Annotated in this window: 10 protein-coding genes; 6 read left to right on the top strand and 4 right to left on the bottom strand. The window is 60.7% G+C overall.

What is annotated here, in order from left to right:
- The first annotated feature begins 102 nt into the window (after positions 1-102).
- Both NQ014_RS06205 and NQ014_RS06200 read left to right on the top strand, forming a co-directional pair.
- A complete protein-coding gene (locus NQ014_RS06205) occupies positions 103-1,233 on the top strand; it encodes a DUF695 domain-containing protein (protein WP_257074299.1) in 1,131 nt (376 codons plus the stop codon).
- 14 nt (positions 1,234-1,247) lie between these two features.
- Complete coding sequence (locus NQ014_RS06200; RefSeq protein ID WP_257074297.1) at positions 1,248-2,162, top strand: hypothetical protein; 915 nt, start codon at positions 1,248-1,250, stop codon at positions 2,160-2,162.
- Between the two features lie 71 nt (positions 2,163-2,233).
- On the opposite strand, the gene NQ014_RS06195 is transcribed toward NQ014_RS06200, so the two are convergent.
- The 4 genes from NQ014_RS06195 to NQ014_RS06180 form a co-directional block, all read right to left on the bottom strand.
- Positions 2,234-2,584, bottom strand: coding sequence for a branched-chain amino acid transporter permease (locus NQ014_RS06195; protein ID WP_257074295.1), 351 nt, complete (start codon positions 2,582-2,584; stop codon positions 2,234-2,236).
- A 2-nt stretch (positions 2,585-2,586) separates the two neighbouring features.
- A complete protein-coding gene (locus tag NQ014_RS06190; protein WP_257074331.1) occupies positions 2,587-3,264 on the bottom strand; it encodes an AzlC family ABC transporter permease in 678 nt (225 codons plus the stop codon).
- A gap of 111 nt (positions 3,265-3,375) precedes the next feature.
- Positions 3,376-4,017: a YqgE/AlgH family protein gene (locus tag NQ014_RS06185; RefSeq protein WP_070566077.1), complete on the bottom strand. Its 642-nt coding sequence runs from the start codon at positions 4,015-4,017 to the stop codon at positions 3,376-3,378.
- Positions 4,017-5,459, bottom strand: a complete 1,443-nt coding sequence (locus NQ014_RS06180; protein ID WP_016421726.1) for a CCA tRNA nucleotidyltransferase — start codon at positions 5,457-5,459, stop codon at positions 4,017-4,019. Before NQ014_RS06180 ends, NQ014_RS06185 begins: the two co-directional genes overlap by 1 nt.
- A 160-nt stretch (positions 5,460-5,619) precedes the next feature.
- On the opposite strand from NQ014_RS06180, the gene NQ014_RS06175 reads away from it, so the two are divergent.
- The 4 genes from NQ014_RS06175 to NQ014_RS06160 all read left to right on the top strand — a co-directional run bounded on the left by NQ014_RS06175 (position 5,620) and on the right by NQ014_RS06160 (position 13,435).
- Positions 5,620-6,477: an NUDIX hydrolase gene (locus tag NQ014_RS06175; RefSeq protein WP_257074294.1), complete on the top strand. Its 858-nt coding sequence runs from the start codon at positions 5,620-5,622 to the stop codon at positions 6,475-6,477.
- Between the two features lie 6 nt (positions 6,478-6,483).
- Positions 6,484-9,006, top strand: a complete 2,523-nt coding sequence (locus NQ014_RS06170) for a hypothetical protein (RefSeq protein ID WP_257074293.1) — start codon at positions 6,484-6,486, stop codon at positions 9,004-9,006.
- Positions 9,007-9,033: 27 nt separating this feature from the next.
- Positions 9,034-12,636 (top strand): murein biosynthesis integral membrane protein MurJ, encoded by a 3,603-nt coding sequence (locus NQ014_RS06165; protein ID WP_257074291.1) that lies wholly within the window; start codon positions 9,034-9,036, stop codon positions 12,634-12,636.
- Positions 12,637-12,871: 235 nt separating this feature from the next.
- Entirely contained in the window at positions 12,872-13,435 is a 564-nt protein-coding gene (locus tag NQ014_RS06160) for a sigma-70 family RNA polymerase sigma factor (protein WP_257074289.1), read from the top strand.
- Positions 13,436-13,438 lie beyond the last annotated feature (3 nt).

The raw sequence follows: 13,438 nt of genomic DNA, 5'->3' as shown, positions 1-13,438 counted from the left end.
CTAGCGCATGGACCCGAGGGGCGAATCCGGCTTGGCACATATACTGGGGCGCACAACATATGGTTCGGTTTTAAACGAGCAAACGAAAGTGTGAGATTCAGCATGGCTAACGAGAATCCGGCTCCGTTCTCCCCGGAACAGCGCGCCGCAGAAGAGACCGCAATCAACGAGTTCTGGTCGTGGTGGAACTCTTTTGGTGCCGATGCGCTCGACTCGATGTTTAGTGTCCAGCTCGGTATCGATGGTGCCCCGAACGCCGCCGATGTGGACATTATTGATGTCCAGAAGGAGGTCGGCGGCCGCATCGCCGCTATTAATGACCGGCTCATCTGGGGGTTTGAGGCTGGCGCTCCGTATTCTCGCCACCTTCTGACTGTTAGCGCTGCGGGTGACCCGGAGCTGCGTCCGGTCGCTCGCCGTTGGCTGGAGGCCGCGCCTGACGACGGCGCGGTGTGGTCTTTCACCGACCTCCGCCAGGCGGATCCGGCGATGAAGCTGTCGCTGGGGGATGTCGCGGCCACGTTGGTTGCCCAGGGTGCTCTCGAGGCCGATGCTCCGGCCGAGGTCGATCCGGCAGATGCCCGCGTGGCTGTTAGCAGTGGTCATGGGGCAGTGGACGTTCGCCTATTCCACCCGCTGTTCCCGGCAATTGCTCAGTTGGAGGACGGTGAGCGCTTGGTAGCTCAGCTCGGTTTCACGCTGCTGCAGCTGGCTCTGGGGGAGGAGGACTTCGGCCTATGGCTGCGCGGTTTTGCCTTCGCTGGCGAGCAGCCGGAAGGTGCTATCCCGCTACCGGAGCTGGGCGGTGTCGTCGAGAAGCTCGCGGAAGAGTGCCCAGAGTGGCTCACCATTGATGCCGAAGCCAACGGCCAGCCGCTCGTCGTCGCCACCCGCGCTCCGATTACGCAGCTGGTGAGCCCGACTATGACGCAGCATGTACTGATTCAGCTCATGCTCGGCAGTATTGATGACAAGGGCTTGCCGACGGACGAATCGAAGGAATCCCTCTCCGAGTTCAATACCGCTGCCGCTGAAGCCATCGCTGAGGACAAGGGTATTTTTGTCGCAACCGAGCAGTCCGATGGCATGGCTCTGATGCACTTCTTTATTGACCCGGCATCTGATGCGGAGGCGGGTCTGCGAGCTGTTGCGGAGACGTGGACCGAGGGAGAGCACGTCGTCGATACCGCTTACGATCCAGCTTGGCAGCGCGTCGGCCACCTGCGCGTGTAGATTGGTTTTTTGTTATGAACGCTCGTCATCGCCTTACTCCACGGCCTTCCCGCACAATTCGCCTGGGCCTTACCGGTGTCATCGCTGTCACCAGCCTTCCGCTGGCAGCCGGAAACGTCGCTGCGGCTCCGCAGCCGAAACTGACTCCGCAGGGCACTATTGATGCTCCGGGGCGAACCCAGATTAGCTTTAGCCACACCCCAAGTGGCGCGCACTACGGTACGGCGAACGAGAATGAAGCTCGTCCGGGGCTTTCAATTGTCAAGCTCTACATTGCGGACTACGTCTTCAAACATGGCACCGAAGCGGACAAGGCGAAGGCCACAGAGATGATTCGCTACTCCGATGACAATATCGCCAGTGAGCTCTATGGCCGTTACCCGGATTCCATCAACGCCACTGCGCGTGAATACGGCCTCAGCAACACCCACGGTGCAGATCACTGGGGAAATTCAACTACGTCCAGCGCGGACACTGTGAAGTTCCTGGAGGCCAAGAAGCGTGAGAACGCTTCTGACCCGGTGCTGGTTGCTATGAGCACCGCGTCACCTGTGGCAGCGGATGGCTACCGTCAGGATTACGGCACCGCCACGCTGCCTGGTGTTATTGGCACAAAGTGGGGTTGGTCCGATGACCGCCAGAGCGTTCACGCCTCGGCATCCATTGGGCCTGACTTCAGCGTCGCTGCTAACACCTATGGCACGAAGGAAACTCACACCAGCGATGTTCAGAATGCCTTCGACGGCACGCTGGGCACCCCATCGCTGCCTGGCCTGCCCGAGAGCCCGAGCCTGCCGAACATCCCAGGCGTCCCGAACCTGCCCGAGAGCCCGAATCTCGGGGAATTACTGAACCTGCCGGAATCCCCGCAGCTGCCGCAGATTCCGGGACTGCCGAACTTCACAGGCCAGGTACCGGCGCAGTTCTAGCCACTGCCGTTAGTCGCTGGTCTGCTGGCACCGTCCCACCCAGCGCCCACCCAGCGCCCACACAGCGCACCTCACGCGACAAGGTTCACGAGGACCATATACAGCGCCGTGCCTACAAAAATTGAAATCACGGTGTTGCGCCGCCACCAGTGCAGGCCAATGGTGACCACCAGCGCTACGGGCACGGCCCAAGTAGCGCCGGGGTCGCCACCCTCACCGCTGAGCCCCAACCGCCCAAAGACGGTGTAAACCACCAGCGCCACCATGACTCCAACCGGCATGGTCGTGCCGAGGAATTCGAACAGGGGAGAGCCCTTCAGGGTGCGCACGAACGCAAACGGCAGCGCACGCAGCGCAACTGTCACCGCTCCCATCGCAAAGAGCGCGGCAAGCACATAGCCGGAATCGGGCATCGCGGTCATGCTCACTCTCCCTCCGTTACACGCTGATTGCTTGCCGACGTCATACGCATCACCCGATCCACTCGCGGTGACCACACGCGCAACAGCAGCAGACCGAAGTACATCAGCAGCCCGATAACCAGCATCTGGTTCGGGTTAATCAGCCAGCCCACCAGCGTGCAGACGATAGCGGACAGGGGCAGTGACCAATCCTTGGAAGTCTCAAACGCGTCCATGGCCAGCACCGTAAAGAGCGCCACCAGTGCGAACCCGGCACCGCGGATACCCTCGGGCAGTGCTGCGCCGGTTAGCGCCCCGACAATGCCGGAGCCCACCCACAGTAACTGGCAGAGAATCTGAATTGTCAACAGTCGGCGGCCCGACATCTTTTCGGCCGGATTTGCTGCAGAGACGATGGCATACGACTCGTCGGTAAGCGCGTATGTGGAGTATGCGCGACCGAGACGAGACTGTATCCGGTCGCGTGGGAACGTCAGCCCGTAGAAGACGTGGCGGAAGTTGACCATAAAGGACGTCACGGCACAGCCGAGCAGACCCGTATGCGCCATAACCAGGCCGACAGCGAGGAATTCCATCGACCCCGCGTAGACCACGAAGGAGAAGATGGGTGCCCACCACCAGCTAAAGCCAGTTTGTGCAATAAGCAGGCCGAATGCGAGCCCCAGCGGAATGAGGCCCATGCCCACAGGCAGTGTCTGCCGAATGCCGGCAGCTATGTCGCTGCGGTCGCTGTTTCCTGTGGCGCTACTTCCTTCAGCCCTGTTTCCTTCGGTACTGTTGTGCTCACTCATCTAGTTGTCACGTACATCTACGGGATAGGTGCCATACAGTGGCAGCGGCCAGGGCTGACGGCGCATGCAATCACCCCAGATGTCCGCGGCAGCAGGCGCGAGTACATCTGAGGGCAGGGCAGGGGCGACGTACCAGTCACCGCGGTCGAGCTCGTCTTCCAACTGGCCCGGATCCCAGCCTGCGTAACCGGCGAAGATGCGCGCGCCATCTATGCGGTCGCGTACGTCCTCCGGCTCCGCACCGAGGTTGACCAGTGCAAACCTGTGGGCGATGCGTTCCATCAGCGGCGCACCGGTAATACTGTCGGTCTCCTCTGGGAGGGTGGCACCATTTCGCACCACACCAATGCAGATTGGCTGCGTCTGGTTGACCGGACCCCCGACGTAGAGCACCGGCGGCTTAGCCATCAGCGGCGCCCAAGGCTCGAGCACATTGTGTACCGGCGTCTGCGAACGCTGTGTGAGATCGACACCAAGGGTGCCGTGTTCATCGTGCTCAATGAGGAAAATCACCGAGCGGGAAAACTCCGGCGAGAGCATGCCGGGTGCTGCGAGCAGCAGCATACCGGCAGCCGGGTCGTTGCGCTCGAGGCTGGTAAAAAGCCGGTCGCCGTAGAGATTTTCCGGATTAATCGATGCCATTAGCTCTCACTTTCGCTTTCAGCCTGCTCACCGGACTGCTCGTACCACCATTTCTTCAGCGCCAAGATAGCATCTTCACGCTCCAGCGGACCGGACTCCAAACGCAGCTCTTTCAGGTAATTCCAGGCCTGTCCGACTTCTTTGCCGGGCTTCAGGTCCAGAATTTCCATGATTTCGTTGCCATCCAGGTCGGGGCGGACGCGTGCGAGGTCCTCCTGCTCGGCGAGCTCCTTGATTCGCGCTTCCAGGCTGTCGCAGGCGCGTGCGAGACGTGCTGCTTTACGACGGTTTCTCGTCGTACAGTCGGCCCGCACGATTTTGTTGAGTCGTTCCAACAGATCTCCGGCGTCGTTGACATAACGTCGCACCGCCGAGTCCGTCCACTTGCCTTCGCCGTAGCCGTGGAAGCGCATGTGCAGGTAGACCAACTGCGAGATTTCGTGGTTGGTCTTCTTCGGGAACTTCAGTTTCCGAAGGCGGCGCCGCACCAGCTTCGCACCAACCACTTCGTGCTGGTAAAAGGTGACGTTTCCCTGCTCGTTGTAGGCACGGGTAGCGGGTTTGCCGCAGTCGTGCAGCAGTGCCGCCCAGCGCAGTACGAGGTCCGGTTCACCGGGTTCTTCCTGGTCAATAGCTTGCCGCATGACCTGCAGAGAGTGTTGGTAGACATCCTTGTGCTGGCGGTGTTCGTCCTGAGTCATGCGCATGTCGGAGATCTCCGGCAGCACGCGGTCGGCCAACCCCGATTCCACCATCAGGTCGATACCTCGGCTTGGGTCCGCACCCAGGATGAGCTTATTCAGCTCGGTGGAGATGCGCTCGACCGTGATGCGGTCAATTTCGCTGGACATCTCCTTCAGCGCTTTGAGCACACGCGGTGCCACGTCGAACCCGAGCTGGGATGCGAAGCGGCAGGCACGCAGCATCCGCAGGGGGTCGTCGCCAAAACTGACCTCCGGCGCACCCGGGGTATCCAACACACCCGCGACAAGATCCTCGAAACCTCCGAGCGGGTCGAGGAAGGTGCGGGTGCCGTCGCCGTGGAGCTCCACGGCGATGGCGTTACAGCGGAAGTCACGGCGGATTAGGTCGCCCTCCAGCGTGTCACCGAAAGTGACCTCCGGATTGCGGCTGACCTGGTCATACGTATCCGCGCGGAAGGTGGTAATCTCCACCTGACGGCCATGCCGTTCCGCGGAGAGTGTGCCGAATTCAATGCCGGTATCCCAGACAATGTCCGCCCAGTCATCGAGGATCGCGCGCGTCACCTCCGGGCGCGCGTCGGTGGTGAAATCGAGATCCACGCCCAGTCGCCCTAAGAGAGCATCGCGCACAGAACCGCCCACGAGGTACAGGCGATGGCCGGCTGCACTAAACGCAGCTGCCAGCGAATCGAGGATCTCCGACTCCTTGGCGATCGCCTGATCCGCCACTGCCAGCATTGCCGTCCTGCGCACCTGTGGGTCCGCGTCAGCAGCCGCCGGAGTAGCGCCGTGAGGAGTAGTCCCCCCGGGCTGGTCACCATTTGTCGTTGAAGGAGTCGATTGTGTCACGACCGACACAATACCCGCTTATACCTATAAACCCGGTAGTCTAAGTGGAATGAACAACGTGGTACGCAATGACAACTCGGCGGCGAAGAGCCGTCGACGTCGTCGGCGACCGCGCAGAAGGGGTGGCGTTTCCTCGTCCACCAACACTAGCAACACCACTACCAGCGGAAATTCTGCAAAACGTAGTGGCTCCGGTGCCAATGGCCCCCAAAAGGCCAAGCCAAACTCCGGTGGCGCCAAGAAATCTTCCAAATCACCGAAGTCGGCACGACCCTCGAAGCAGTCGAACAACCGCGGTGGCCGTAAGAACGGTCAGGATAGGAACAATCGCCGTCGTCACGCACAGACGAAGCGCACAAACAATCGCCGTGCGCACTCGTCGCGCGCGCAAAATGCAGCGCCGATGCAGACCTCGATTGAGACTTCGGCGGGCGGACTGGTCGTCTCGGGGCTTGCTGAGGCTGTCGGCGATGGCGGCAAAGTCAACCTGTCACGGATTTATGTCGCGCTGATTGGTCGGCACGATCGTCGCGGGCGCCTGCTGTGGTCGATGCCTAAGGGCCATGTCGAACCCGGCGAAGCTTTCGATTCCACCGCCGAACGTGAGGTGTGGGAAGAAACGGGCATTCGCGGCGAGGTCATCGAAGAGCTCGGTGTGATTGACTACTGGTTTGTCTCCGATGGCACGCGGATTCACAAGACCGTGCACCATCACCTTCTGCGCTACGTCGATGGCGATTTGAACGACGAAGACCCCGAGGTCACCCAGGTCATGTGGGTTCCTGTAGACACCCTGGTGGAACGGTTGGCCTACGCTGACGAACGCAAACTGGCCCGGCGCGCGCACAATCTGCTGCCCGATCTCGCCCGCGCGGAAAAGCGAGCAGGCCGGCAGACTCCGAGGTGATTGCGCATGTTCAGGTTGCAGTTCCCAAGGAATGTTGTTCGTAAAGTCACGGCCGCCACCGCAGCGCTCATACTGTGCTTGCCGACGGCCGTTGCGCCCCCAGCTTTTGCGCAAGATGAGCAGTTGTGGGGCAGTGGCACCAATCGTGTCGGTGAACAGGGCCCCCTTCGGCTTTCGATAACCAGCTTCACTCCGCATGTCGCGGCTCTACATTCGACGCTGACCATCAAGGTGCAGGTGCACAACACCTCCGATGCGGATATCAGCAATGTTGCGCTGCGCCCACAGCGGGCTGGCGCACTGGCTTCCTCTGCAGATGCGCGAACGATTCTCGCTGAGCCTGAATCGGTATTTGATGTGGCTGGAACCTTCAGTTCCCCCATCGAGCTGAAGGCGGGGGAGACGCGTGAGATTACGCTAAGTGTTCCTATCTCCGCACCGGCTCCAGAAGGACTCGACATCACGGAAGCTGGCACGTTTCCGCTGCTCATCAATGCTAACGGGCAACCGGCAGATGACATCGACCGTTTGCTGGCGGAAACACGCGCACTGCTACCGGTGACGGATCCGCAAGCCGCAGGTGATGAGCCGGAACCGCCTGCCGGTGATGAGACCGAGAATTCCGATGCGCCCACCCGCCGCGACCCAGTGCCGTTTTCGCTGATTTGGCCCATCAGCCAGCCAGTGCCACTGGTTGGCGGTGAGACCGGTGACGCACCCTCGTCGCCGAATCTCATCCTCACCGACAATTCTTTGGCCGAATCTCTCGAACGCGGTGGCCGCCTCGACGGTTTGCTCACCTCGTTGGAAAAGGGCTTTGCCGGCCCGGATGGGCAGAGGTTGCGGGAATCGACCTGCATCGCCATCGACCCGGAGACCCTCGACGCAATCTCCCGGATGACCCGCGAATACTGGATTGGAACCAGCCGCCCAAGTCCTGTGGAGTCCTCTCCGCGACTGCGGGATTCCTGGGGAAACGCGGATGACACCAATCTCACGCATATGCCCGCCAGTGACAATGCCGCCGCCTGGCTCAATCGGCTGCACGATCTCACACAGGACACCTGCACACTGTCACTGCCGTGGGGCGGCACCGATGCCAGCGCCGTGGCTCGCGTGGGGGATCACGAGCTTTCGATGGAGGCACTCGCCGCTGGTCGGCAGACTATCGCCAAGCATTTGGACGTTCAGGCACTGCCGGGCCTCTATTTGCCGGCCGAGGGATACGTGACGTCGGAAAGCGCCCCGCTGTACTCGGCGGCGACGGCTCTAAGCGGGACCTCCCCGGAGCGCGCATTCGAAGACCGCGTCGATACCGGCGAGACGATGCCACCGTCGCCCACCCCACTCGAAGCCGCGCACGACACCACCGTGTTAGTCGCAGACAACACCGCTGTCACCGCCGATGGTCAGACACTGCGCCCCGGCCACAGTGGCGTGCTTGCCGACGGTAGCCGCGCCTTCGCCCTCCCTGGGGCACTGACAACCTCTCTGGCTGCAACAGGACGGTCTCCCCAGACTGTGGCGTATTCGAATCTGCTCGGACGCTACGATTTCCGAATCGACTCCGAGGCTGCACGGATGCAGACAGCGATTGGCACTCTGTTCCAATCATTGACTGATTCGGATGACCCTCGCGCGGCTGTGGTGGCAGCACCACCGTCCGGTTGGGATCCACGCGCTAGCGACGCCGAAGATTTCATGGCCGCGGTCCGGAAAGCCGTGGACGAGAACCTGGCTGAGCTGACTCCGCTGATGGACTCCATCACCGCTTCAGCTCACGACCTGGATGCGGGCTCGGTTACTCCAATTGACGAGCTTGCCGATCCCGCGCCAGTGAGTGAGACGCTCGTGGAGAAGGCTCAGACGGCCTCCCGCGAGATCACGGACCTGACCACAATCATGTCCAACGATCCCAACGTCGCGCTGACGCGGTATGAATTCACCCGCCCCCTGCGGCACGACTTGCTGCGCTCGTTTACAACTCTCGGCCGGCGAAATCAGCTGCAGTCACCTGACGTGCAGCGGCGGAGCGAAGAACTCAGCGACCAGGCACTGATTATGACTCGACGCCTGCGCAATTCAGTGACGTTGGTAGCTCCCGGCGGTGTCTACACCCGCGCAACGCAGCTGTCGCCGATTGCGGTGCTGGCTCGCAATGGCCTGCCGCTGCCGGTTCCCGCGTTCGTGCGCGTCGGCGCTGGAGATTCGGTGATGGAGGAGAAGTATGAGGCCGCCATCCCCGCCAAGGGGTCGGTGACTGTTCAGTTCACTCCGAAGTCGGGTGATGATGCAGAGTCCACTCCGGCAACCAATGCTCCAGAGGGAGACCGGCCACGGGATAGTGGAGACAACTCCCACAATCTGTTGCTGTGGCTCGAATCACCTGGCGGCACGCCGATTTCTCGATCAGTGAGTATTTCCGTGCAATCGGGCGCTTCGGTTGGGGTTTTGGCTATCGTGACCCTCGTCATCGTCACTGTTGGTGGGTTTTTTGCCGCAAAACGGTCTCAGTACTTTCGGAAATAGACCCCCTTTTAAGCAACAATAGGACATGTGACTGACTCAGACGCGCATAAATCTGGACTTCGAGGCCGCATTCGTCGCCCCGCGCCACCGGCTCCGGTTCCGGCGGCGCGGCCAACGGCTGAATCTCAGCCGGCCGAAGCAGCCCCGGACCTAACTCGCGTATCCGGCCATAAGGCAAATGCCGATACCGCCGCTGACGCGAAGACGGAATCGGCATCATCATCGCCAGCAAAGGCGGCAACTGCGACAGCAACCGCTTCCAGCGATTCCTCCGCGGGCTCGACGGTGGACGCAAATCAGGGACAGTCGAATTCGGACATCGTCGCCTCCACAGGCTCGATGGCAATCGCTACCCTGATTTCGCGCATTACGGGTTTTTTGCGAAACCTGCTCATCGGCGCGACGCTGGGTCCGGCTGTGGCTTCAGCCTTCAACGTCGCCAACACACTGCCTAACCTGATTACGGAAATCGTCCTCGGCGCAGTGCTGACTTCTCTGGTGGTGCCGGTGTTGGTGCGCGCGGAGAAGGAGGATCCAGATCACGGTGCCGCCTTCATTAGACGTCTCTTGACTGTCTCTATGACGCTGTTGGCAGTGGTGACGGTGCTGGCGGTGATAGGTGCGCCACTGTTGACCAGATTGAGCCTTAACGAGGCCGGTAAGGTCAACGTTCCGCTGGCAACGTCATTTGCGTTCTTACTATTGCCGCAAATCATCTTCTACGGCATATTTGCGCTGCTCATGGCGGTGCTAAACACCAAGGGAATCTTTAAACCCGGTGCGTGGGCACCTGTCGCCAACAACGTCGTGGCCATTGCCACGCTCTTGCTATATCTGTTCCTGCCCGGCCAATTGAGTCCGGATTCGGACGGTTCACTCTCCGATCCGCACATCCTGCTTTTGGGTCTTGGTACCACCCTGGGTGTCGTCATTCAGGCAGCCATCATGATTCCCTACCTCAAGCGCGCGGGCATTGATTTGCGTCCGCTGTGGGGTATCGACGACCGCATCAAACAGTTCACCGGCATGGGTGTCGCGATTATCACCTACGTGGCAATTTCCCAGGCTGGTTACTTCATCACTACGAATATTGCCTCGACTGCCTCCAAGGCCGCGCCGATGATTTACCAGCAGGCGTGGCTGCTGTTGCAGGTGCCCTACGGCATCATCGGCGTTACCTTGCTGACCGCCATCATGCCGCGGCTGTCCCGCAATGCAGCCGACGGCAACGATGGGGCAGTGGTCCGAGATCTGTCCATCGGTACGCGACTGACCATGATTGCGCTGGTGCCGATCGTCGCATTCTTCACCGCATTCGGCCGCCCCATCGCCGTCGGTCTTTTCGCGTATCTGGAGTTCCCCCGCGAAACCGCAGAGATTCTCGGCTGGACGCTGTCCTTCTCGGCGTTCTCGCTTATTCCATACGCCATTGTGCTTTTGCACTTGCGTGTTTTCTACGCCCGTGAAGAGGCCTGGACCCCGACTTTCATCATCCTCGGCATTACCACCGTCAAGGTGATTCTGTCGTTCTTCGCTCCTCGTCTGGCTTCTGACGCCGAGACCGTCGTCGTGTTGCTCGGTGCCGCCAACGGTTTCGGTTTCGTCGCCGGCGCAGTAATTGGCTTCTTGCTCTTGCGCCACACTCTCGGACACTTGGACAGTAAGGCGACCGTCCACACCGTGCTGTGGGCACTGGGGGCATCGCTTGTCGGTGTCGCCGTTGCTTGGGGCGCATTCGCATTGACCGACCTTGTGCTGTTCGATTTCTTCGGTTCCTTCGGCGTTCTGCTGCAGACCATCGTCACCGGCGTGGTCTTCCTCATCGGTACCGGCCTGGTGCTCGCTCAGGCTCCATTGGAAGAGGTCCGCGTTCTGGGCGGCTTCCTCGGCCGCATCCCGGGTCTACGCCGCTTTGCTCCGCAGCCTCATGCAGCCGACAATGCCGTCGCCGACCGTGAGGATATGGAGCGCGAACGTGGCTTCGCCGCTGATGCTTTCTCGATCGCCCCGTCGAACCTGATCGGCGAGGCCACGGGTCTGGCAAACGAGGGCTTCACCGCTTCGCCGCTGCTACCGCCGATGCCGACGCAGGGGTCTCGCCCAACCCGCTATGTACCCGGCGAGATGGTCTCGGGTGGCCGTTTCCGTCTGCGTTCTGAAGTCGCGACCTACCCAGGTCTGCGCCTGTGGCGCGCCATGGATATGGGAGATCCCGACAACTCAGATGTCGCACTTGTCTTCGTCGACACGATTGCACTGCCGTACTACGACACTTCGCCATCGGTTGCTGCCCAGAAGATTGCCACGACGACCAATGAGCTGCGTGACCTGGCCGGCACCGGGATGTCCCGCATTCATAGCGTGGCGAAGACACGCACCGAGGTGCTCATCGTCGCCGACTGGACCAGCAGTATCGGTATTGAGCGGTTCGATCAGGCCGCCCACCCGGACGCCCTGGCACTCGCAGTAGCATCACTTGCCGAGACGATCGCCGACGCCCACGAGTCTGGACGCTGCCTTGGCCTGACAAACAAGCCTGGGCAACTGCGCATCAGCAGCGACGGCCACATCTACGACGCGTTCCCCGTCGTTTTGCCCGATAGCTCGCAACGTTCGGACTACAACGCGTTGCTTTCTGTCATCGACGAGCTGTTCTACAACGTGCCAAATATCCCCTCCGATATTTCTGCTGCCATCGACCGCGCGAAGCAGGTTCGCCCGGAGAACTTCAATCAACAGGAGTCGCCAGCTCGCACACTCGCGGAGGATTTGCGCACTGCAGCGCTCGGCCCCGACTCTTCGGAGTTTCTCGCAATCGACCCCGACACCGGTGCGCGCGAATCCGTCGATGCCGACGGTGCAGCCCAATCAAGCGCTCACCACACCAAGAATCGAACCCGCGCATTCAGCACCGGCGCAGTCGTTGTCGGTGTAGTCATTGTCGGTGCACTTGTCGCCGCGGGCATCTTTGGTCTGGTTAACCGTTCCTCGGACGCACCGATTAACTCCGAGTCCGTACGACGCGGCCCGGCTCCAATCACGACGCTTTCGCTTACCGACGCTAACGAGTGGCAGGCCGACAGCGACAACCCGGCAGCCGGTCCAGACAATCCAGACATGGCTGAGCTGACCATCGATAATGACGAGGAAAGCTTCTGGGTAACTTCGACTTACCTCCGCCAGTTCGGCAATCGTCCAGAGGACTTCAAACCTGGCGTTGGTATTCGGGTCACTCTGGATGAACCGGCAACCATTCGAGAACTTAAGGTCGCGGCGACCCCGGGCGCACATATTGAAGTTCGCGGCCTACGAGATGCTGACTCGACGAACTTGGATGACACAACGGTTCTCGGAAGCGCTACTGCCACCTCAGGTACGACGACCATCGAAATCGATAGCCGCGACACTGAGTGGAAGAACCTTGTTGTCTGGATCTCCGGCTTGCCGACGGCTGCGGAAGCGGTAGCCGACAGCGACTCAAACACTGACGCTGATACAGATGCTGATGCTGAGTCGCAAAATTCCGATGCGGACAACCCACTTGTCGGCGACCGCAATCTGGCTGAGCAATCCCCGGATTCGTTGCTGCCAGTTGCTATTGGCGACATCCAGGTGCGTGGTACGGAATAGCGCTCTGAGCTTGCCTTAGGCGGCAACAGTTCAAGTTGTCCCAAGTTATCCACAGCTGCTTGGACGTTTTGAAATTCATCCACAGCCCGCGGTCTCCACGGCAGTTTTGCCAAGCGGAGAGCGCGGGTTTCGTGTTTGCATAGGAGCCATGAACTTTGGGGGAAGAAATCGAATTGGGGACAGTCACCGTAAGGCCCGCATGGGTCGGCGACTGGGGGATTGTGGTGTCGTCGGTATGCAAAAGCATGCATCTGCGGACGAGGTCGATCGTGAATTATTGAAGGCGCACCTGGCGGGGGATCGCCGCGCGTTCGCGGTGTTGGCACAGCGTTATTATCCGCAGTTGGTAGCTATGGCGCGGCGCTATCGTCGGGATGATTTCGATCCCTTGGATGGGGTCCAGGAGGGGTTAGCGCGGGCAATTGCGGGGGCGGCGAGTTTTCGCGGGCGGTCGACGGTGGCGACGTGGCTGACGTGCATCGTGAAGAATGCGTGTATTGACCACAACCGCGGTCGTTTCGGGGAGATCCCTCTCTGCGATAAGGAGGAGGATTTTGAGACGTTTATGAGTTCACAGCCGATTCCCTGCCCGGATGTTCCGCTACGTGTGACTATGGCCGCCGCATTGGAGCAGCTGCCAACGGATCAACGGGATGCCCTGTTGTACTTGGACATCTTTGGATATTCACTGCAGGAGACCTCTCGCAGTATTGGGCAGCCGAGCGGGACGTTGAAGTCTCGGCGGGCGCGGGCGCGTCGTACGCTTCGGCGACAATTGGAAGAAGTGCAGGTGGCCTAACAA

It is taken from the genome of Corynebacterium sp. 5QC2CO (genome assembly GCF_024580435.1).
Classification (GTDB): Bacteria; Actinomycetota; Actinomycetes; order Mycobacteriales; family Mycobacteriaceae; genus Corynebacterium; species Corynebacterium jeikeium_D.
Note: the sequence above shows the minus strand (reverse complement) of the source record. Positions and strands in the feature narration are given on the sequence as shown.